Origin of the sequence: Bacteroides sp. Marseille-P8574 (genome assembly GCF_902825465.1) — a bacterium.
Taxonomy (GTDB): Bacteria; Bacteroidota; Bacteroidia; order Bacteroidales; family Bacteroidaceae; genus Bacteroides; species Bacteroides uniformis.
The window spans coordinates 1,567,139-1,588,680 of the sequence record NZ_CADEBE010000001.1 but is presented as its reverse complement, the minus strand read 5'-3'; the positions used below and the strand labels follow the sequence as shown (position 1 = coordinate 1,588,680).

At 50.4% G+C, this 21,542-nt stretch carries 25 protein-coding genes; 10 read left to right on the top strand and 15 right to left on the bottom strand.

The window, feature by feature from the left end:
• Window positions 1-4 precede the first annotated feature (4 nt).
• The 11 genes from traK to HUX74_RS06855 form a co-directional block, all read right to left on the bottom strand.
• Window positions 5-628, bottom strand: coding sequence for a conjugative transposon protein TraK (traK, locus tag HUX74_RS06905; RefSeq protein ID WP_004320393.1), 624 nt, complete (start codon window positions 626-628; stop codon window positions 5-7).
• Window positions 629-647: 19 nt separating this feature from the next.
• Window positions 648-1,706: a conjugative transposon protein TraJ gene (gene traJ / locus HUX74_RS06900; protein WP_174646403.1), complete on the bottom strand. Its 1,059-nt coding sequence runs from the start codon at window positions 1,704-1,706 to the stop codon at window positions 648-650.
• 3 nt (window positions 1,707-1,709) lie between these two features.
• Window positions 1,710-2,339, bottom strand: a complete 630-nt coding sequence (locus HUX74_RS06895) for a DUF4141 domain-containing protein (RefSeq protein ID WP_005841853.1) — start codon at window positions 2,337-2,339, stop codon at window positions 1,710-1,712.
• 34 nt (window positions 2,340-2,373) lie between these two features.
• Window positions 2,374-2,754 carry a DUF3876 domain-containing protein gene (locus HUX74_RS06890; protein ID WP_004320399.1) on the bottom strand — a complete coding sequence of 127 codons (381 nt, stop codon included), beginning with the start codon at window positions 2,752-2,754 and terminating at the stop codon, window positions 2,374-2,376.
• Window positions 2,755-2,796: 42 nt separating this feature from the next.
• Window positions 2,797-5,301 carry a TraG family conjugative transposon ATPase gene (locus HUX74_RS06885; protein WP_174646402.1) on the bottom strand — a complete coding sequence of 835 codons (2,505 nt, stop codon included), beginning with the start codon at window positions 5,299-5,301 and terminating at the stop codon, window positions 2,797-2,799.
• Window positions 5,298-5,630 (bottom strand): DUF4133 domain-containing protein, encoded by a 333-nt coding sequence (locus HUX74_RS06880; RefSeq protein WP_174646401.1) that lies wholly within the window; start codon window positions 5,628-5,630, stop codon window positions 5,298-5,300. The genes HUX74_RS06885 and HUX74_RS06880 overlap by 4 nt, the downstream gene beginning before the upstream one ends.
• Window positions 5,631-5,641: 11 nt before the next feature.
• Entirely contained in the window at window positions 5,642-5,953 is a 312-nt protein-coding gene (locus HUX74_RS06875; RefSeq protein ID WP_005841848.1) for a DUF4134 domain-containing protein, read from the bottom strand.
• Between the two features lie 201 nt (window positions 5,954-6,154).
• Window positions 6,155-6,895 (bottom strand): hypothetical protein, encoded by a 741-nt coding sequence (locus HUX74_RS06870; RefSeq protein ID WP_004320407.1) that lies wholly within the window; start codon window positions 6,893-6,895, stop codon window positions 6,155-6,157.
• A complete protein-coding gene (locus HUX74_RS06865; RefSeq protein ID WP_256379963.1) occupies window positions 6,892-7,272 on the bottom strand; it encodes a DUF3408 domain-containing protein in 381 nt (126 codons plus the stop codon). The genes HUX74_RS06870 and HUX74_RS06865 overlap by 4 nt, the downstream gene beginning before the upstream one ends.
• 7 nt (window positions 7,273-7,279) lie before the next feature.
• Window positions 7,280-7,732: a DUF3408 domain-containing protein gene (locus HUX74_RS06860; protein ID WP_004320411.1), complete on the bottom strand. Its 453-nt coding sequence runs from the start codon at window positions 7,730-7,732 to the stop codon at window positions 7,280-7,282.
• A gap of 5 nt (window positions 7,733-7,737) precedes the next feature.
• Entirely contained in the window at window positions 7,738-8,493 is a 756-nt protein-coding gene (locus tag HUX74_RS06855; RefSeq protein ID WP_005642430.1) for a ParA family protein, read from the bottom strand.
• Window positions 8,494-8,509: 16 nt separating this feature from the next.
• Between HUX74_RS06855 and HUX74_RS06850 the strand changes: the two genes are divergently transcribed.
• From HUX74_RS06850 to mobC, 4 genes are all read left to right on the top strand, one after another.
• Window positions 8,510-8,941: a hypothetical protein gene (locus tag HUX74_RS06850; protein WP_174646399.1), complete on the top strand. Its 432-nt coding sequence runs from the start codon at window positions 8,510-8,512 to the stop codon at window positions 8,939-8,941.
• A 218-nt stretch (window positions 8,942-9,159) separates the two neighbouring features.
• On the top strand, window positions 9,160-9,585 hold the full coding sequence (gene mobA / locus HUX74_RS06845) for a conjugal transfer protein MobA (RefSeq protein WP_005841206.1): 426 nt from the start codon (window positions 9,160-9,162) through the stop codon (window positions 9,583-9,585).
• Complete coding sequence (gene mobB, locus HUX74_RS06840) at window positions 9,564-10,814, top strand: conjugal transfer protein MobB (RefSeq protein ID WP_174646398.1); 1,251 nt, start codon at window positions 9,564-9,566, stop codon at window positions 10,812-10,814. The genes mobA and mobB overlap by 22 nt, the downstream gene beginning before the upstream one ends.
• A 32-nt stretch (window positions 10,815-10,846) precedes the next feature.
• Window positions 10,847-12,856, top strand: a complete 2,010-nt coding sequence (gene mobC, locus HUX74_RS06835; protein ID WP_174646397.1) for a conjugal transfer protein MobC — start codon at window positions 10,847-10,849, stop codon at window positions 12,854-12,856.
• Between the two features lie 58 nt (window positions 12,857-12,914).
• Here the strand turns inward: mobC and HUX74_RS06830 are convergent, their stop codons facing one another.
• The 4 genes from HUX74_RS06830 to HUX74_RS06815 all read right to left on the bottom strand — a co-directional run bounded on the left by HUX74_RS06830 (window position 12,915) and on the right by HUX74_RS06815 (window position 15,778).
• Entirely contained in the window at window positions 12,915-13,367 is a 453-nt protein-coding gene (locus tag HUX74_RS06830) for a hypothetical protein (protein ID WP_174646396.1), read from the bottom strand.
• A 6-nt stretch (window positions 13,368-13,373) separates the two neighbouring features.
• Window positions 13,374-14,312: an Abi family protein gene (locus tag HUX74_RS06825; protein WP_174646395.1), complete on the bottom strand. Its 939-nt coding sequence runs from the start codon at window positions 14,310-14,312 to the stop codon at window positions 13,374-13,376.
• A 187-nt stretch (window positions 14,313-14,499) separates the two neighbouring features.
• On the bottom strand, window positions 14,500-15,114 hold the full coding sequence (locus HUX74_RS06820) for an RteC domain-containing protein (RefSeq protein WP_174646394.1): 615 nt from the start codon (window positions 15,112-15,114) through the stop codon (window positions 14,500-14,502).
• 235 nt (window positions 15,115-15,349) lie between these two features.
• Window positions 15,350-15,778: a dihydrofolate reductase family protein gene (locus HUX74_RS06815; protein WP_174646393.1), complete on the bottom strand. Its 429-nt coding sequence runs from the start codon at window positions 15,776-15,778 to the stop codon at window positions 15,350-15,352.
• A 384-nt stretch (window positions 15,779-16,162) separates the two neighbouring features.
• Here HUX74_RS06815 and HUX74_RS06810 point away from each other — a divergent pair, with 384 nt between their 5' ends.
• The 6 genes from HUX74_RS06810 (at window position 16,163) to HUX74_RS06785 (ending at window position 21,541) form a co-directional block, all read left to right on the top strand.
• Window positions 16,163-17,296: a site-specific integrase gene (locus HUX74_RS06810; RefSeq protein ID WP_005807062.1), complete on the top strand. Its 1,134-nt coding sequence runs from the start codon at window positions 16,163-16,165 to the stop codon at window positions 17,294-17,296.
• 205 nt (window positions 17,297-17,501) lie between these two features.
• Window positions 17,502-18,194, top strand: coding sequence for a hypothetical protein (locus HUX74_RS06805; RefSeq protein WP_051035920.1), 693 nt, complete (start codon window positions 17,502-17,504; stop codon window positions 18,192-18,194).
• A 179-nt stretch (window positions 18,195-18,373) separates the two neighbouring features.
• Window positions 18,374-18,769 (top strand): helix-turn-helix domain-containing protein, encoded by a 396-nt coding sequence (locus HUX74_RS06800; RefSeq protein ID WP_005807064.1) that lies wholly within the window; start codon window positions 18,374-18,376, stop codon window positions 18,767-18,769.
• Complete coding sequence (locus HUX74_RS06795) at window positions 18,747-19,847, top strand: AAA family ATPase (RefSeq protein WP_005807066.1); 1,101 nt, start codon at window positions 18,747-18,749, stop codon at window positions 19,845-19,847. The genes HUX74_RS06800 and HUX74_RS06795 overlap by 23 nt, the downstream gene beginning before the upstream one ends.
• A 105-nt stretch (window positions 19,848-19,952) precedes the next feature.
• Window positions 19,953-20,840, top strand: coding sequence for a toprim domain-containing protein (locus HUX74_RS06790; protein ID WP_007216023.1), 888 nt, complete (start codon window positions 19,953-19,955; stop codon window positions 20,838-20,840).
• A 245-nt stretch (window positions 20,841-21,085) separates the two neighbouring features.
• On the top strand, window positions 21,086-21,541 hold the full coding sequence (locus HUX74_RS06785; RefSeq protein ID WP_071148945.1) for a hypothetical protein: 456 nt from the start codon (window positions 21,086-21,088) through the stop codon (window positions 21,539-21,541).
• Window position 21,542 lies beyond the last annotated feature (1 nt).

Below are 21,542 nucleotides of genomic sequence, written 5' to 3'. Positions count from 1 at the left end.
CTTATTACCTTTTGATGGTTTGTAAATCCTTGTTTTCGATAATGGTGAACCCCTCGATGGTGAACCCATTCGGATTGTCGTCCGAACGGGACGAGTTGAGCAGCCGGCACGTGGTCACGAGGCTGCGCTCGGTGACGTTGCTCTGCCGGATGATCTTCTGCGTGGCATAGGTCACGGCACGGTAGGGATAGCTGTCGAAGTCGCACACCACGCTGTCCACCTTCAGCACCTGGTTGATGTTCCCGGCGATGATGCGGTTGTAGTACCCCTTCTCGGCAAAGTCCGAATAGTAGTGGTACACGCTCTTGTCCGCCAGCAGCAGGGCACGTTTCACGTTGTGCTCAATCGCGCTCTTTTCCGGCGAGAGCGTGAAGAAAAGCTCGTGGAAGCGGCGCACGTGTTCCCGTGCTTCTGCCGGACGGTTCTGCGAAAGGTCCTGCGAGAGTGCCAGCATCAGCGACTTGCCGTTGTCCAGTACATAGATTTTTTCCCTCTGCCGCTCCGCAAAGCGGTAGGAACTCCACACGCTCCAGACCGTTATCACGGTACAAAGGGCGAGGAAGACGATACCGAACAGGCGTATCTGCCTGAACGATGTTTCGATGTTCTTGAGTGACTTGAATTCCATTTCTGTCTGATTTTATAGGTTATTTCCGTTTGAGAAGGCGTCCGGCGGTATGGTTCCATGCCGCCTTGCCCATATTTACCCCGGCACGTCCGACACGCCCGGCTGCGTTTCCTGCCGCAGCACCGGCGACACCCCCTGCAAGGGCCGCTCCGCGTCCGGCAAGCTGCGTCACACCGCGCCCGTAACTGCCCATGCCACCGGCTTGGATGATCCAGCCCGCAACAGTGGGTATCGTGAAGTAGCCGATGATGCCGATAATCATGAAGACGATATAGACCCCGTCGCTCGAATCCAGCGAGAAGTTCGGGTCAGCCTGCATACGCTCGATGTCGCTTTGCAGCATCAGCACCTGTATCTTCGCCAGTATGGTGCTGAATATGTCCGACACCGGAAGCCACAGATAGACCTGTATATAGCGGCAGAACCATTGCGTGAGCGTACTCTGGAAGCCGTCCCACACGGATATGGCGAAGGCTATCGGGCCGAGTATCGCCAGCACCACGAGGAAGAACGTGCGGATGGTGTCTATCACGAGGGCGGCGGCTTGGAACATCAGTTCCAGTATCTCCCGGAAGAAGTCACGGATGTTCTTCTTCATGTTGTACATCCCCCGGTCTATATACATTCCCGCCATCGTCACCATGTCGGAGGGAGACCAGCCCAGTTCCTCCAGTTGCTTGTCAAACTCCTCGTTGGACACAAGGTAGGCGGTTTCCGGATTGCGCACTTTTGCCTCGTATTCCAGCTTGTCTTTCTGCCTGCGGTATTCGTTCATGTCCAGCGTCTGTGTTTCAAGCAGTTTCGCTGTGCCTTGCACGACGGGCGACAGAATGCTGTTCACCGTACCGAGTACCACTTTCGGAAAGAACATGATGCACAGACCGACGGCGAACGGGCGGAGCATGGGGAACACGTCTATCGCTTCGGCTCTCGCCAGCGACTGCCATACCCGGCAGGCAACGTAGAACAATGCGCCCAGTCCGGCGATGCCTCTCGCCACGTCCGCCATGTCCCCGCACAGCGGCATCATCTGCTCGTAAAGCGAGCGCAAAATCTGATGAAGGTTGTCAAATTCCATAGGCTACCAGTATCTTTCGTCCATGTTCCCGTACAGTCCCATGATGCGGTCGAGGTCATTCTTCTTCTTCGCACGCAGGTAACTCACGCTGATGTTCTTGTTGGTATAGTAACCCACAAGGTTACGGTAACGCTTCATCTTGGAATAGCACCGCTCCACCACGTCCATGCGGTCCTTGTCGGTCATGGAGAGCGTGGTGATGTTCACCACGTTCTTTAAATCTGTCAGCACGTCGTTGCTCTCTTCCAACAGCTTCGTGTAGCCGAAGGCGATTGCCGACAGCTCTTCGGGGGTGAAGTTCCCGTCATGGAGCATCTTCTGGAAGTTGTTCACGTAGATGTCCGTGATGTCGCCCACCATCAGGATGGTCTGCTGTACCTTGCGGGCATCCTTGACGAGGTTGTTCACCGATTTGAGCGCATCGTAATATTTCTTGCCCTGCTGGTAGATTTTCACCGTTTCCTGAAAGTTGTTCACCATGTTGGTGGCGGTCTTCGAGGTGTGGACGATGTTCTTCGAGGCGTTGATGATGCCCTGCGCCAGATTGCCGGGGTCGCTCACCACCCATTGGGCGGAAGCCCTGCCTGCGAAAAGCAGGCACAGGCATACGGCGATTGCCATTCTTGTTTTCATACTCATATTCTTTGGATTTAGCGGTTGTACATTCTTATTCTTCTGCCGGGTTCTCCGGTTCGTGGCTTGCACGCACATAGTCCCCGTTCGGAGAGAAGGTCAGTACGTCGGTAGCCTCGTTATAGGACACGTCGATGCGGAATCCCGTGTTCATGAACAGGTTGCCGTTCTCCTCCTGCAGGAGGTAGGTTTCCGGTTTCAGCCTGCGGCGGATGCCGCTCCGCTTGAACACCGTCACCTTGTAGGCTTCGCCCTCCTTGTAGATGAGCACGTCGGGCTTTCCCTCCATGCTTGTCCAGTTTCCGCACAGTTGGTCGCGGCGGTTATCCGCCATATCGCAAGATTGCAGCATCACGACTGCCAATCCTATTAAACACTCGCTGATTTTCAGCATCTTCATTCTTGAAATACTCATACGCTTTTCTTTTTTCGTTGATAAATCTGTTTTATTGATTGCTTATTGTCTGTTTCTCCGCCTTTCGGCAAGCTGCCGGATGGCGGCTTCGATGTCGCCGCCCAGCTGCTCCGCCAGACGGTACACCTCCACCTTCTCCGTTTCCTCGGTGGTGTATGCCAGATACTCTTCCGCGCTCACCTCGGTGGCATAGACTGCCGACTGCGTGCCGCCCAAGCCTATCCATACTTCCTTGTAGAGCCGTGAAGGGTTGTTCGCCATGTTGATGGAGAGTATCTGCGACTTCTCCTTTTCCGTCAGTCCGAGCAATGCCTGAATCTGGTCGAACTTGTTCATGTACTTTCTTTGGTCGAGAAGTATCTTGCAGTCCGAGTTGTTGATGATGCTCTCTTTGACAACGGGGGAGGAAATGATGTCGTCCACCTCCTGCGTCACCACGATTGCCTCACCGTAATATTTTCTGACCGTCTTGTACATATAGCGCAAATATTCAGCCATGTTCGCCGAAGAAAGAGCCTTCCAAGCCTCTTCCACTATCAGTTGTTTCCGCACCCCTTTCAGCCGTCGCATCTTGTTGATGAAAGCCTCCATGATGATGATGGTAACTACCGGGAACAGTTCACGGTTTTCCTTTATACTGTCAATCTCGAAGACGATGAACCGCTTGCCCAGCAGGTCGATGTTCTCCGTGGAGTTGAGCAGGAAGTCGTATCGTCCGCCCCGGTAATACTGCCGCATGGTGGTCAGCATGTTGTCGATGTTGAAGTCCTCCTTCTCCACCTTTATCTCACGCTCCGCCAGTTCCCTGCGGTAGTCGTCACGCATGTACTCGTAGAAGGTGTTGAATGAGGGCACGATGCTCCTGTCCGCCTTGATACGTTCGATGTAGGCGTTCACCGCACTGCCCAGTTCACCGCTCTCCGTTTTCGTCACCTTGTCGTCCTCCGACTTCCAGAGCGTCAGCAGCAGCGTCTTGATGCTGTCTTTCTTCTCCACGTCGAACACGCAGTCATCAGTGTAGAACGGATTGAAGCTGATGGGCTTCTCCTCCGTGTAGGTGAAATACACGCCGTCAGCGCCGCCCGTCTTGCGCCGTATCATCTCGCACAGTCCCTGATAGGAGTTTCCCGTGTCCACCAGTACCACGTGCGTGCCCTGCTCCCAATACTGCCTCACGAGGTGGTTCATGAAGAAGGACTTGCCGCTTCCGCTGGGACCCAGCACGAATTTGTTTCTGTTGGTCGTGATGCCTTTTTTCATCGGCAGGTCGGAAATATCGAGGTGCAGCGGTTTTCCCGTGAGCCTGTCCACCATCTTGATGCCGAAGGGCGAGGGCGAGCTGCGGTAGTTCGTTTCCTCCGTGAAGAGGCACACCGCCTGCTCGATGAAGGTGTGGAAACTCTCCTCCGCAGGGAAGTCCGCCGCATTGCCGGGCATGGCCGCCCAGTAGAGTGTCGGGCAGTCGATGGTGTTATGGCGCGGCACGCACTCCATGCTTGCCAGCAGGCTTCCCACATCGTTCCTGATATGCTTCAGCTCCTCCGCGTCGTCGCTCCACGCCATGACGTTGAAGTGCGCCCGTACAGAGGTCAGACCGTAGGAATGGGCTTCGTTCAGGTACTGGTCTATCCACTCGCGGTTGATGCTGTTGCTCCTTGAATAGCGGGAGAGCGACTGCATGTTGCGGGCGGACTTCTCGAACCTCTGCAGGTTCTCCTCGCTGTTGTCGATAATCACATACTGGTTGTAAATGTGGTTGCACGGCAGCAGCAGCCCCACGGGGGAGGCGAAGGAGAGGCGGCAGTCCGAGCGGTCGGTGGACAGCCGCTCGTAACGGGTGTCTGTCGCCACCGTGCCGGGCAGGTCTTCCGCGTCGGAAAGGGTGTGCAGGCACAGCCGGTTGTCGCCGATGCGCATCTCCCTTGCGGAAAGCTCGATGTCCTGCAACGTGGCGTTATCTTCGGGCAGGAACGAGAAGTACCGCTCCAGCAGCCCGGCTTTGCCGTCCGTCCCCACTATCTCGTCGGTGGAGAGGCGGCGCAGCCTGACAAAACCGCTGTCGTTCATGATGCGCTCGAACTGTTCCGTCGCCTCCATGAACTTCGCGGCGGTTTCCCTGTCCAGCTCCTTCGGGATGATATGCCCCCGGCACAGTGTGCTGAAATTGCTCTGCATACGGTTGCGCTCCCTTGTCGTCTTGGTCAGGTAGAGGTAGCACGTGTGCTTCAGGTACGGACGCTCGTTGAAGTGACGCTCGAAGCTCCGCGAGAGGAAGCTCATGTCGTTCTTCTCCAGTTCCGGCTTATACCGTTCCTTGATGAACCAGTCCTGCTTGTGGACGACGGAGAAATCCGGCAAGACCTTGATCGCCTTGCACCAGCAGCCGTGTATCGCCTCGTACTCCGCGCTTGTCACGGTATAAAGCTCCGGCAGTTCCACCTCGAAAGCCACCGTGATGTCGGCATCCTTGGAGATGATGCAGCCGTGTTCCACTGCCAGCAGCGGGAACCTGTTTTCCAATGTAGTCATTTTCGATGTATTTCTCATGCAGTTTCTTCCTTTCGTTTACGTGTGAATAATCGGGTGATCCGCCGCCGGTTGATAAGGTATCGGGGATGGCTCCGTGCCGCTCCCAACTTCATCAGCCCGTGTTCGCCGTACCGGGCATTCAGTGCGAAGGTCTGCCATACGAGGATGGAGGACGATACCGCACCGAAGCCGATACATATCCACTGGCCGATGCCGACCATGTAGAGGATGACGAACAGGACGAAGAGAGCCAGCAGTCCTCCGCAGAAGATGAAGAGGTACTGGGCTTTCAGTCCCTTGAGCTCGACCGGACGGCCGATACCCTTGTTTATCGGGTATTCAGCCATACATTATCATATTAAAGGAAGAATGAGCGCAGGATGGTGGCGGCTACAATCAGGAAGATGCACGCACCGAACCAGCTTGCGGCGGTCTTGGAGGTGTCGGGGTCTCCTGACGAGAATTTTGAATAGACTTTCACGCCCCCGATAAGACCGATCACCGCGCCGATGGCGTAGATGAGTTTCGTGGCGGGTTCAAAATACGAACTCACCATCGAGGTGGCTTCCGTGATGCCTGCAAGACCGTTTCCCTGAGCGGAAGCGGTAGCGGTGGCGGCGATCATAAGTGCCGCAGAGATGATAAACTTTTGTCTGATGTTCTTGTTCATAAACTGTTCTTGTTTTGTGCCGTCGAAAGGGTGGATGGTCCTTTTTCGGGCGGTTGATACTTGATTACTTTACTTTGGTTTAGTGGTAGCCCGTTTGTTTCTACGGACTTGGGTGTGTCCGTTGCGGATTGGCTGTACCTTGTACTGCCGTGCGCATGGTGTGATACAGTCTTACGTTTTCATTTCCATTCTTTTTAGTCGTTATACATAGTTTCGGAAATCGAACTCCTCGATATTGTCGGGAATCACGAACACCTTTTCCTTTTGGCGTGTCACTGTCATGTTCACCGTGTCCACGAAAACAGACATCGCCTTTGCAAGCCTCTCGCTCATCGCTTCATCGGTCAGGCGTTCCGTTATCCTTGTGAAAAGCTCTGTTCCGTCCAGTTCCGTCATGACCTTCCCGGCGTGTCGCATTTCCTCATCGGATGGTGAATCTTTCCGTATGGCGCGTACTGCTATGTCAATATCCTCGAAACTGCTTCCCGAAGCCTGCTTTTTGTCCGGTTCTTCGTCCTCCGGATCATCCTCTCCGTACTCCAGTTCCGAAGGTGAAATGCTCATGAAGGTCTCATCGAGCTTGTCTTCGGGTATTTGTCGCGGACGGGAAGCGGTTTCCGTGTTTCCGTCGTCAAAAGTAGCCTCTTCCTCCGACAGCTCAATGCCTTTTTCTGAAGTGGCAGCTTCCTGCGTCGGTATGGCAGTCTTTGTCCGGGTTGGAGCCATCTTGAAACGGCTCTTGCCGATGATGTCCGAGGTATCTGTGGGAGGCGTTTCCTTATCCTTTCCCTGCTCTGCCACCGTACTGTCCAATGACCGCCACAGACCGGCAATGTGTCTGAAGAAACGGATAAGTTTCGTTTCCATGATGCGGTCGTAGAGCAACAGGGACAGAAACCACACGTTGCAGGCAACCGATACGATTAAAAACACCTTTGTCATAGTTTCACTTTTTTGGCGTTTTCAATCTGCTCCGTGTACTGTGTCCCGTATTGTCGGAAATGGTCTCGGAGGATGTTGTCCACGAACTTGCCGATGCTTAAGCCGTTTCCCATTCGACTGGCAACGATGGCGACTTTCTCATGGATCTCGCGGCTGATGTATATACATTGCCGCGTTTTGATTTCCGATGCTTGCAGGAAAGTCGAGAGCGGTTTGTCTCTGCTTTTATCCTTGCGGAAGTCACCGCCGGTATTTTCCTGATTGTAGTCGGTTGTACACTTTGCTGCACGGGCAGCGGTTCTCTCTCTCTTTTCTGTTTGCAGGCAGTCTGCCTGACGGTCCTTCTTTGTTCTTTTCATACTTTTTTTGTTGTTTATTGGGTGTTTATAGGTTATAGGATTCCATATGCCGTTTGAACGATTCGGCTATCTCGTCTTGGAACAGCGTGAAATGGTGTGTCAGCACGTTGTCAAGAAAAGCCGCGATAGTCACCTCGTTGCCTCCGATTACATGAAGCATTTTCTGTATGCGGTCGTGGTATTCCTTGCGGATATATACTTGCTTGCCGAGCCTTGCCGTTACATTGGACCCGCACATGAATACCGTATCATAATCCGGTTTTTCCAGCTTGCCGTTCCTGCGCCTGCGTTCCGGTTCCTCTTTGTAGTGCGGGACAGGCAAGGAAACGGCTGCTTCTTGTGTCGCTTCTTTCGGAGGTGGAGAAGGTGCGTTTCCACCCGCACTTCTCGCTTCCGGTGGAATGCTTGTATCATCCAGCCGGAACGAGTTGATTACGGCTTCGCTGTCGATGTCCTCGATTCTTGTTTTCTTTGCCATGATATTCAGCTTTTAATGATACCGAGAATCTCATCCGCAAGTTTGTCAAGGTTACTGCCGCGTATCAGCGTCTTGTCCGCAGGGAAGGCTGTGGATCGGAATACCGCCTTGCGTTCTGCCGCCGTTTCCTTGCGAAAACGCTTGCTATCAGGCAGGTATGTTTCCAAAATAGGCAGGGCGAACTCGGCACAGACCTTGTCGTATGCCTTATACAGTTCTGTCTTTTCGCGTCCGTCCACCATGTTCCACACGAGATAAATCCCTTTGATGCCGGACTTGCCCGTACTTATCATCTGTTCGTTGATGACAGTGGCGAACTTGATGGAACTCTCCATCACCACACGGTCGGCGATGATGGGCGTGAAGATATAGTCCATTTTGGAAATGGTCTGTACCACGTCGGCGTTGTTGATGGTTCCCGGCAGGTCGAAGAACACGAAATCGAGGTCGGGCTGCGCTTCTACCAGATTTTCGGCGGTGCTTATCGCGTCTTCCGCACGGCTGCATCTGATTGGGTACGGATTTTTCTTCAGCCGCTTGAGCTGCTCATACGCCAGCACCTTGTAATGCTCATCCTCCATGACGGCTTTCATGTCACGCTTGCGCATATCATGGATGCTGTACTGCGGAAAATCGCAGTCCACTACGGCTACGTTATAGCCTTTCACATAGTGCAGGTAGCTTGCCACAAGCACTGTCAGGGTTGTCTTACCCGCTCCACCTTTCTGCGTGGAGATTGCCACATAAGTTGCTTCTTTCATTTGTCTGATAATTTATTTGGTTATACATCTGTCCGGTAGCGGTAGCGTATTGCCATTCATACATACGCACGCACTTCCATTTATTTATTCACTCTTTAATCCGGCTGTGCCTGCGGGCATTCATCGGTCTGTCCAATCACCCACGCCTTTATCCGTCCGCATGGACGTGTGCTTGGAAAACCGGCTGAATATGTACACCCGTTTTCATCCGTTTGGATTGATGTCCGAACATCTGGCGGAAGGAGTGTATTTTCAGTCCCACATCCGAATCACGCTGCAAATAAACAATGAATTTTCAGTACTTGTATCACTTCTCCGGCAAGTGGCAGCATGTTGCGCCGATTGGCACCATTCGGCACACTTACGCCTCTGTCAGACACGGATTTATCACCCTAACTTTGCACCCGAACGGCAGGGTACGCAGCCGGTGGCGCAGCCCGGAGTTTGAAAGGCATTCCCCCAATCCGTCCGAAGGCGGATTTTTATGTTCACCTGAACATAGCAAGGTATGTTTTCAGCCGCTCAAAACATTTTGAGCATCCCGGAAAACGCCTTGCCCTTGCAGGGGGCGGGCTTCCCCTCCGAAGTCGGGAAGCCTTTCAAACCTGCGGTATCTGTGCCCCGAAGCAGCGGCTTATGCCGTCAAACCGCTAAATCCAATTTTATATGAGTGAAAAAAAAAGTAAGGCTGGGAGAAATCCCAAAATTGATCCGGCGGTGTTCCGCTACACCGTCCGTTTCAACGAGGAGGAACACAACCGTTTCCTCTCCATGTTCGAGAAATCGGGTGTTTACGCCAAGTCGGTTTTCATCAAGGCGCACTTCTTCGGGCAGCCTTTCAAGGTGCTGAAAGTGGACAAGACGCTGGTGGACTACTACACCAAGCTGTCTGATTTTCATGCGCAGTTCCGCGCTGTCGGCACGAACTACAACCAAGTCGTGAAGGAATTGCGTTGCCATTTCTCCGAGAAAAAGGCGATGGCGTTGCTCTACAAGCTGGAGCAGCAGACCGTAGAACTCGTGAAACTGAGCCGTCGGATTGTGGAACTTTCAAGGGAGATGCAGGCGAAATGGTCGCAAAAATCAGTGTAGGAAATTCGTTGTACGGCGCACTCGCCTACAACGGGGAGAAGATTAACGAGGCGAAAGGGCGGCTGCTCACCGCCAACCGCATCTACAATGACGGTTCGGGAACGGTGGACATCCATAGGGCTATGGAGGATTTTCTATCCTTCATGCCCGCGCAGTCGAGGGTGGAGAAACCAGTGGTGCATATATCTCTCAACCCGCACCCGGAGGATGTGCTGACCGATACGGAGCTTCAGGACATCGCACGCGAGTATCTGGAAAAGATGGGCTACGGCAACCAGCCGTATCTTGTGTTCAAACACGAGGACATCGACCGCCACCACCTGCATATCGTGACGGTCAGGGTGGACGAAAACGGCAGGAGCATCGACACCCGAAACAATTTCTACCGCAGCAAGCAGATTACACGTGAACTGGAACAGAAGTACGGGCTTCACGATGCGGAACGCTGGAATCGCCGTCTTGATACACCGCTGCACAAGGTGGACGCTTCGGCAGGCGATGTGAAGAAGCAGGTAGGGAACACGGTCAAGGCGTTGAACGCGCAGTACCGTTTCCAGTCGATGGGTGAATACCGTGCCCTCCTGTCCTTGTATAATGTGACGGTGGAGGAAGTGCAGGGCAATGTGCGCGGAAGGGAGTATCATGGGCTGGTTTATTCTGCCACAGACGATGCCGGCGACAAGGTGGGCAACCCTTTCAAGTCCTCGCTCTTCGGAAAGGCTGTCGGCTATGAAGCCGTAGAGAGGAAGTTTGCCCGTTCCAAACAGGAGATTAAAGACAGGAAACTCGCCGAAATGACGAAACGCACCGTCCTTTCCGTTCTCGCCGATACGTATGACAAGGAAACATTCGTTTCCCGGCTCAAGGAGAAAGGGATTGATACGGTGTTGCGCCATACGGAGGGAGGGCGCATCTATGGGGTCACTTTCATTGACCACCGCACGGGATGCGTGCTGAACGGCTCACGCATGGGCAAGGAACTTTCCGCCAATGCCTTGCAGGAACACTTCTCGCTGCCTTATGCCGGACAGCCGCCGCTCACGCTTTCCATTCCGGTGGAAAACGGGGAAGATATGTGCGGACCGGTCGTTTCCGGGCATGATGACACGGATGGCGGTATGGGCTTGCTCTCTCCCGAAGGTCCGGCGGTGGATGCCGAGGAGGAAGCCTTCATCCGGGCGATGCGGCGCAAAAAGAAAAAGAAGAAGCGCAAGGGCTTGGGAATGTAACAGAAGTATCAACAATTAAAAATTTTCAACGTATGTCACAACAAGAAGACGATTTGAGGGCACTGGCGAAAATCATGGATTTCCTGCGTGCCGTGAGTATTATTTTAGTGGTCATGAACGTGTATTGGTTCTGCTATGAAGCCATAAGTCTGTGGGGATTGGACATCGGCGTGGTGGACAAAATCCTGATGAACTTCAACCGCACGGCGGGGTTGTTCCAATCAGTCCTTTACACGAAGCTGTTCGCCCTGCTTCTGCTTGCCCTGTCCTGCATGGGCACGAAGGGGGTCAAGGGAGAGAAAATCACTTGGCAAAAGATATGGGCGGTGCTTGCCGCCGGGTTCGTACTCTTTTTCCTGAACTGGTGGATACTGGCTTTGCCGCTCCCGGTGGAAGCGGTCGCAGCTCTGTATATCCTTACTATCGGCACAGGCTATGTCTGCCTGATGATGGGCGGTCTGTGGATGAGCCGCCTGCTGAAACACAACCTGATGGATGACATGTTCAATAACGAGAACGAGAGCTTCATACAGGAAACACGGTTTATCGGAAGCGAGTATTCAGTCAATCTGCCCACTCGCTTCTACTACAAGAAGCGTTGGAACAACGGCTGGATAAACGTGGTGAACCCGTTCCGTGCCTCCATCGTATTGGGCACGCCGGGCAGCGGAAAATCCTATGCGGTGGTAAACTCTTTCATCAAGCAGCAGATTGAGAAGGGCTTCTCGATGTATGTCTATGATTTCAAATTCAGTGACTTATCGACCATTGCCTACAACCATCTGCTCAACCACCCGGAGGGATACAAGGTGAAGCCGAAGTTCTATGTGATAAACTTCGACGACCCGCGACGCAGCCACCGCTGCAATCCCATACACCCGGATTTCATGGAGGATATTACGGACGCTTACGAGAGTGCGTACACCATCATGCTCAACCTCAATAAGAGTTGGGTGCAAAAGCAGGGCGACTTCTTTGTGGAATCACCTATCATTCTGTTTGCCAGTATTATATGGTATTTGAAAATCTATCAGAACGGCAAATACTGTACGTTCCCTCATGCCATTGAGTTCCTGAACCGCCGTTATGAGGATATTTTTCCGATATTGACCTCTTACCCGGAACTGGAAAACTACCTCTCACCGTTTATGGATGCGTGGCTCGGTGGAGCGGCTGAGCAGTTGATGGGGCAGATCGCTTCGGCGAAAATTCCGCTGTCGAGGATGATTTCCCCGCAGCTCTATTGGGTGATGTCGGACAGCGAGTTTACGCTGGACATCAACAATCCTAAAGAACCGAAAATACTCTGTGTCGGCAACAATCCCGACCGTCAGAACATTTACGGGGCGGCTCTCGGTCTGTATAACTCCCGCATCGTGAAGCTCATCAACAAGAAGGGAATGTTGAAGTCGTCGGTCATCATTGACGAGCTGCCCACGATATACTTCAAGGGGCTGGACAACCTTATCGCCACCGCACGAAGCAACAAGGTTGCCGTGTGCTTAGGCTTTCAGGACTTCTCGCAGTTGAAGCGTGACTACGGCGACAAGGAGGCCGCCGTGGTGATGAATACCGTCGGTAACATCTTCTCCGGGCAGGTGGTGGGTGACACGGCCAAGACGCTTTCGGAACGCTTCGGAAAGGTGTTGCAGAAACGGCAGTCCATTTCCATCAACCGGCAGGATGTTTCCACTTCCATTAACACGCAGATGGACGCGCTTATCCCGCCGAGCAAGATTTCCGGCTTGACGCAGGGAATGTTTGTCGGTTCGGTGTCCGACAACTTCAACGAACGCATTGAGCAGAAGATTTTCCATTGCGAGATTGTCGTGGATGCCGAGAAGGTGAAGCGTGAGGAGAAAGCCTACAAGCCGATACCCGTCATTACCGACTTTACGGATGAGGACGGCAATGACTGCATGAAGGAAACGGTGCAGGCGAATTACAGGCGCATCAAGGAGGAAGTGAAACAAATCGTGAAAGACGAGCTGGAACGAATCGCGGGTGACGAGAACCTGAAACATCTGTTGCAGCAGAAATAACCGACTGCCATAAAACAAAGGGCGGAACAAGGTAATCAAACTTGCACCGCCCTTTGTTTTAATCCTGATTTTCAGAAAATTCCTCTTTGAGCAATTTTTTTATGGTCGTTATCGTATGGGTCTGAAAGTAGTTTTTCAGCTCGGCATCATCTTTCAGAAGTATGCCGCATTCTTCATCATAAGTTCCTATGATGTACTTTTTTAGTTCGGAGAAACTGTCCGCAAACGGTATCTGTCTGTTTTCCTGCCAGTATTCGGTTGTGACTTCGGTGATAAACGCTTTCAACACGGCTTTTTCTTCTTTGCCCAGTTTTTTGAAACGTATAGTTTCACGGTTCACGGGTAACGGCTCCGGAAAAATATCCTCCGGATTCTTGCCGCTACGCATGGCTGACATACAACTCTTGCAGATATGTCGGGCGTGTCCCTTTCCGCTGAATTTCTCGTTCGCCTTGTAGTCGCCACAGATACGGCAATAGTGTCCCTGCTGTTTTTTCTTCTTCTTCGCCATATGATTCTATTCTGACATCTTTTTCCAGATCGGTTCCTCTTCCCAACGGTTGAAGAAACCTATTTTGTAGATGGGCACATCCGCATATTCCTTAAACAATGCCAGTAACTTCTCCTTGAACGTGTGTCCCTCGTCTATGGCATTGCAGAGGTATAGCATGGCTGTAATCACATAGAACGGTTTTTTCTGCTGTACCTCGGTCAACGGGCGGGAAAGCCATGCCATTCGCGGATTGCGGATTTCACAAGGGCGTTTGACCATATTCCGGCTCCATACTCTGGAATGGTGCGCGATGATGTTGCGCATGTATGAAATGGCTTCCAGCCATCCCGACAGTTCACTGTGTAAATTTAACCCCATATCATTGGCTATTGCCGATTTTTCGGGCAACTGGTGGTTGAGGTTCTTGTATATCTTGGAAAGTGTGCCGAATGTGGCCACCTCAAATATAATCCACGCATCCGGGTATTCGTCAAGTATCCTTTCTCCGTCTGTATTCGTAATGAAATGCTTGCGCTTGTAGTCCTTCACGAATATCTCGTTGCTCCGCAAGAACTCTTCCATCAGTTCTTTGAGGTGCTGGGCATGGAAAGCGGCATCCGCAAACAGTTCCGGGTCACGATACCAAAGTCCTCCGTAAGACTGTGACAGATGATAAATCATCTTTGTACGCAGGGTGATCTCTATTGTTTCGATGGCATCGAATAAGATAAGGCGCAGTTCTTTATCAAAATAATAGCGTGTGACGACATCTTGCAGATCGGAATCAGGCTGGAACAGATGACGGGTCTTGTCATACTGCATATCCCACCAATAGCCTTTCAGACGATAGTAGCTGATATGGGCCAGATGCCGGGCGGCAAAAATTTCATCCCCGACAATCATCCCCCTTTGTTTGAGCAGTTCTATTTGTTCTTCAATGGAACGTGATTTCTTGTTTGCCATACCGTTATAAAAAAGAATGACCCGCCGGCAGATCTTACGGTATGCCAAACGGGTACTGTTATCGTTGAACACGGTCTGAGCCGCATATCTTCTCAATTCATTTGCAAAGGTAAGCCTTTTTTGCGTAACGCACAAGAAATAAGTTGCTTTTTATTCAAGATAATGGACGCAAATTCTTCAAGAACAGCTATCTTCTTTTCAATTCAGCTTCCTCATCCCTTCTTATCCGCTCGTTCAGCTTCTCCTGCATTTGTTCGAGAAAATGCGTGTGGCTGATTGTTTTCCTGCGTTTGATGTCGATGTAGAAGCGGTAGCAGTCTTTGGCTTCGACACCGAAAATCCGGTACAGCAGCGGGGCAAGCTGTTTGAGCGGCATCTCACCGTTGTTGATGCAGCCCATCTCATAGATGCCGTAGATAAGTTCCACAAGGTCGATGGCGTTGCCCGTCCATTGAAGCGGCGGAGCGGGATTCTCGGATGGCGTTTCGGCTGAAGAAGGGAGATTGGATAGTGGCGGCACTTGGGGAGTGGTAAGGAACTTCTGCATCTTCCTCACGAAAGAGAGTGCCTTTCCGATATAGGCGGCGGCTTCCTTACGTTCTTCGGATAACAGACGCACGGGGTGGTGTTGCAACTCGATTTCAATATAAGCCAGTGCGATGGCGGTATGGCTCGCATGAATGCTGCCGCACAGTTCGATTACTTGGTTGGCAAAAGCCATATATGCCGTTTCCATGTTGCAGTCTCCGGCTTCATTGATGCGGCGGAAGAACTCGGTATCCGCCAGTAAGAAATAGTTCATATCCTGTCAATTTTGAAATTCAACACTTTGCTGTTAGGGTGCGCACATGAATATGAACGGCAAAAAGTGCGTCAAAACAGACAGATTTTCCGGTGATATACTTATAATGCTGGCTATCAGTGATATTAAAATAAATATTTGTATTCCGACAGGATTTGTAATCAAACAAAAGTGTTCACTTTCCGAACATTTGTACTTTTTCGGTACTTTAATAATAGGATAGCAAGTCGTTTTTTCAGGCTGTTCTTTCGGAAGTCATACGATTATAGATATGGCAGGTCACGCCATTGGGAAATTTCTTTTGTGATACAAGCGTCCATTTGACCAGTGGCAGGGCGGACCGGAAAAAATACTTTCCTGTCCCGGCTAAGAAAGGAACGGTATAGAGGATGATTTCATCCACCACCTGCATACGCAGCAGTCCGTTGATATAATCTGTCTTTTCGGGAGAGGCTTCCGCCAGATAGCAGGTATCCGTTTCATGTCTTCTCCATTCATCCAGCATGGAGATGGAATAATCCGGTGTGATATGATAAAGGGCGTTCTCCTTTATCTCATTGATGCCGCAACAGTCAAGGCACAGTTCCTTATACGATTTGCCATGCAACTCGGAAGCAAGACACCCGTCCATCGAGAGGACGGCAAGAACCTGAACTTTTCCCATAATCGTTCCCTTTCGTTTCGTTCGGCAAGGATAAAAAAGCAGCGTGCAAACACACTACTTCTAATGGAGGCTCTGGTAAAGCCTTTACGGAGAGTTCGTGAATGCACGCTATGCGTAGGCATAGCATAAGCTTCACGCAATCGTCTCCGTAGTGTAAATTTACCAGATTTATAAAGTAAAGCCCTAAAATGAAAACAAGAGCTAAACAAGTGCAAATAAAACAGCTTATTTACAATTGATTATAGTATACTTGATGTTTTCAGTTGTTTTCTTTCTTTTCAGTTGATTGGTTCTTTTTCGGTACAATTTTGTTTCTCGTTTGTTTCTCAATATCGACCTTTATTCATATCTTTGCAACAGAAACAAAATTATGAAGGGATCGATATGCCACGAGTAAAGAAGCCTACAAAAGTAAAAGAGCCTGTCCGCCTTCGGACAAAGAAGCTGGCAGATGGAAGCCAAAGTCTGTATCTTGATATATACCGTTTCGGAAAACGAACATACGAATATCTTAAGTTGTATCTCATTCCGGAAACGGATAACAATGCCCGTCGGCAGAATCAGGCGACTATGAATGCCGCCAATGCCATCAAGTCCAAACGTATTATCGAGCTGACCAACGGCGAGGCCGGTATAGAAACCAAAGAGAGAGTTTACCTGCTTGACTGGATGAATACCTACAAGGAGAACCAGGCCAAGCGTGGCAAAAAGGACGGTTATCAAATTGACATCACTATACGCATCTTAAAGGATTACGCGGGAGAACGTATGTTGATGGATCAAATAGACAAGACATTCTGCCAGAATTATCTTGACTACCTTCAGTCCGAATACCGTTCCAGAGGTAAACGAGTGTCGAATTACACACTGCATACTTATTACCGGGTATTGAACGGAGCCTTGAATGCGGCTGTCAGGGCCGAGATCATCAAGTCCAATCCTTTCACGAAAATCAGCAAGTCGGAAAAGATCCGTCTGCCTGAAAGCAAACGGTCATACATGACCATTGAAGAGGTGCGTGCATTGATCGCAACCCCGATGAAAAATGAATCCGTGAAAGGTGCCTATCTGTTCTCTTGTTTCTGCGGTCTGCGAATCAGTGATATAATCAAGTTGCAATGGAAAGATGTATTCGTTGACCGTGGACAATACCGTCTGTCGGTTTCCATGCAGAAAACCAAAGAACCGATTTATCTCCCGCTTTCCCCGGAAGCGTTGAAGTGGATGCCTGCGCGTGGAGACAAAACTCCTGATGACCATGTGTTTGACCTGCCGTCCCCAGCAATGGTCAATATTCTTATCAAACCATGGGCAAAAGCGGCGGGAATAAACAAGCGTTTTACATTCCATACGGCGCGGCACACGTTCGCGACGATGATGCTGACACTCGGAGCAGACTTATATACGACATCCAAGCTGCTCGGCCATGCTGACGTGAAAATGACACAGGTGTACGCCAAAATCATCAACCAGAAAAAGGATGATGCGGTCAACCTGGTCAACGGATTGTTTGAGTGACCAATGATATACCATATCATGTCAAATTTACAAGTAGATATTTTAAGGGCGTCATCGATTGCAGATACAATCGAAAAACGATACCTTTATGATGATATATTATTATAAACCAATAAAATGTAAATCGACATGACAAGAGCTGACAAAGGCCTTCTCTCTTTTTGAGGGGAGCAAACACCCGCATCACATTGAATCGGCACAGGACGTGGCGGAAGAACTTTTCGCCCTGCTTACCGAAGCAAAAACAGTTTATCTCCAGGAGGTCAAAATCCACGGCAAACAGTATCGCCGTTATGTGGAGGATTTTGTGAACAGTCACCGGTATATTGACTGCGATAACGCGGTCTGCCGGAACTGCCACGAAATGAACATCCACATCGTCAAGGGACTGCTGACCGACTGCCCCTACCTTATCCAACCGCTTTTTTCCGCCCCGAGCCTCTCTTTCGAGGAGTGCATAGAACTAAAGCGGAAGTATGACACATCGGAACTGGCATCTTCCGATTGTAATCCGGCAAAGTTTTCATTTCTTTCTTTTGACTGCAGTCTTTCGCGCAAACAACTGGCCGGTATCGTTTCTTGCGCCAATACTTATCATCTGTTCTGTTCTCCCGTAACTATTGACGACATGGAATCTCTCTTCTCCTGCAAGATAGGTTTCTGTCTTCGGGTGAACAGCGTGCGCCGTGTGGCTATCCTGTTCGATGCCCTTCTTGAGAATTCATTCATTCAGCCTTACTGGCAATCAGTCCTCGAAAGAGGGCGTTTCCTGCAATCCAAGGACGGCTCGCACTTCATATCCGCAACGAGCATATCCACCACGCTTTCGTTGGTCAGGAACAAAATGACTTCAACCGCTTACAATATCAGAAAGTTTGTAAGCCAGCTGAAGGAATGAAAGGAAGTGCTAAGAAGTCAACCATGTGAAAAGCAAAAGTATGATAACTGATATGCTACCAAACCGGTATCATACTGTCATCCAATGCTTTTAGATATTCACACTCTACCTTTGCCTCTGTATACAACGCGTTACAAACAGAGGTGCATCTCTTATTGTCTAATTTAATCACGAATAATATGTCCAACAGATTGACATTCATGGAAAGGTTGAGCGAACGGCTCACGGCCCTTGAAGCGATTATCCGGAAACTGGAGCCGGTCGAGAGCTTTCTGGAACGGGTGGAATTGCTGGAAAAGAACATTTACGCGACCAAAAAGGTCTTTACTTTTTCGGAAGCCTGCATGTACATCGGGGTATCAGAAAGTATGCTGTATAAACTTACGGCCAACAAGGAGATTCCTCACTACAAGCCTCGCGGCAAGATGATCTACTTTGCCAAGGAGGAACTGGACGAATGGCTCCTGCAGAATCATGAACTTGCCGTCGATGATGCCACGCGGATGGCACACGAGGCGGCAGCAGTACAACCCTTCTTAAACGAGAAACGCCATGGAAAACGAAAGAAGAACTGACCAGAAGACGGGAATGGGATTGGAAGAGACCCGTCTGTCAGATATTCTTTCAGCTTCCCAAATCAAGGCGACGGATACATACGAGACCCCGCCGCAAATTATCTGGATTGACAATTCGACCATAGCGACTCTCGGCAATTTCAGTGCATCGACCGGCAAGGCAAAATCCAAGAAGACATTCAATGTCTCCGCCCTTGTCGCCGCTTCCCTGGCAGGAAAGCAGGTGCTGAACTACCGGGCGCATCTGCCGGAAGGCAAACGCCGGATCCTGTATGTCGATACCGAGCAGAGCCGCTATCATTGTCACACGGTGCTGGAACGTATTCTGCGGTTGGCCGGGCTTCCTACCACAGCAGACAGCGAGAACCTTGATTTCATCTGCCTGCGGGAGTATTCTCCGACAGTCCGTATAAGTGTGATAGACTATGCCCTGCGTCAGGGTAAAGGTTACGGGCTGGTTATCATTGACGGTATCCGCGATCTTATGCTGGACATCAACAGCACCAGCGAATCGGTGGAGGTAATCAACAAAATGATGGAATGGTCCTCTCGTTACGACCTGCATATCCATTGCGTGCTGCACCTGAACAAAGGGGACAACAATGTACGAGGCCATATCGGTACGGAGATGAGCAACAAGGCGGAAACAGTACTGGTCATCAGCAAATGCAACGAGAATCCGTCTGTCAGTGAAGTCCATGCCCTGCATATCCGGGAAAAGGAGTTCAAACCCTTCGCGTTCACCGTGGACGACAACGGGCTCCCGGTCATCGCCGAAGGGCACACGTTCGGTGACACCCCGAAGCCCAGGCAACGGACAAGCTTTACGGAGCTGAGCATCGAGCAGCACCGGGAAGCCCTTTCCGCTGCCTTTGACGGCAAACCCATCAGGGGCTTTGAGAATGTACTGCAACGTCTGATCGCCTCTTATGAAAACATAGGCTTCAAACGTGGCCGCAGTGTCATGATAAAACTGCTGCAGTACCTGACGGACAACCTGAAACTTGTTGTCAAGCAGGACAAGCTGTTCTACTATGACATGACCCCCGCGGAAGCAAGGCTTTTTGATGAAGAATGAAGCCGGGCGCGGGCATATATATTTCAGTTTACTTTAGTATGTATATATATAGGGAATAAAACTAAACTAAACCATTCCCGTGTGAACAAGTGAAAGAAAACAGCCATGACTATAGAAGAAGCAAAACAGGTACGCATAGTGGACTTTCTGGCGCAGCTCGGCCACCATGCGCAATACATTAAATCGGATCAGTACTGGTATCTCTCGCCGTTAAGGGATGAACAGTCGCCGTCGTTCAAGGTCAATGACCGGTTGAACGAATGGTATGATTTTGGGGCGGCCACCGGAGGCGACCTCGTGGAATTGGGTAAATACCTTTACCAGACTGAAAGTGTAAGCGAGGTACTGGCATACATCGGGCGGCATTCCAGCGATATGCCTTTGCCGAAAGTCCGTTTCCAGGCTCTTCCGCCCCGTCCCGTGGAATCGGATATGAAAAATCTGATTGTCGTCCCGTTACGGCATCACGCGTTATACTCTTACCTTCAGTCCCGGAAAATAGATGCTGACATAGGACGTATGTTCTGCAAGGAAATCCATTATGAATTGCGTGACCGGCATTATTTTGCCCTCGCGTTCGGTAATGTTTCGGGCGGATATGAAATGCGCAACGCCTATTATAAAGGATGTATCAAAAACAAGGACATCTCCCTGATCGGACATCAGTGCGGAGAGATACAGGAACGGGTCTGCGTGTTCGAGGGGTTCATGGACTTTCTGTCTTACCTGACATTGAAGCAGTCATGCAACTGGACCATTTGTATAGACCAGCCTTGCGACTACCTTGTCATGAACTCCGTAAACAACCTAAAAAAGGCATTGATGTACCTGCAGAGATACCTGCATATACATTGTTATCTCGACAACGACCTTGCCGGGCAAAAGACCGTGGAAACCATAGCCGGACTATACGGCGAACGGGTCAGCAACGAAGCTGTCCGATATAGCGAATACAAGGATCTGAATGATTGCTTGCGAGGCAAGAAACGCTGACCTAAAAAAAGCGAATCTGCCAATGGAAGCCCTCCTGAACGGAGGGCTTTTTTTATGCCCTGACTTCTTCATTTTTCCCGTTCATTAAGGCGATATAGTACGATTTTATAGTACGATTTTCAAAATCGATATAAATCTTGCAAAGAAAACATCCGTTTAATACACAATTATTTCGTAGTTCAGAATTCTCCTTTTTTATTTGTGAAATCAAACTAATACAAAATTCAATATCCATACTAAAAGATATGAGATCATATTTCATTTTTGCCATTGTTCTGACGGTCGCGTACCTCATTTATTACGCGGTCATCATTATGCAGGATCTCTATGGAAAAAGGAGAACCGGCAAGACAGAGGAGGAAGTTTTCGACCTCGGCACACTTGAGGACGAAGAGAGTGTTGCCGTGAGCGAGAGTGAAACCGGGTTCCGTGTCGGTAACGAGCAATACGATACTGAAACAACATCAGGCGGCGATTCTGCCACCGACCAGAAGCCGGCGGACAAAAAGCCGGAGACAAAGGAGACCCCGGAAGAAAGACTGGAGCGTCTCAAAGCCAAGGCGGAGGAAAAGATGGAGGAAACCACGCCCTACCTGTCTGATGGCTTCAGTGCAGATGAAATGTACAAGGCGATGCTTTCCAGGGGCAAACTGGAAAATCGTCCGGAGATGGCCTGGAAACCAATTAAAGACAAATTGTAGC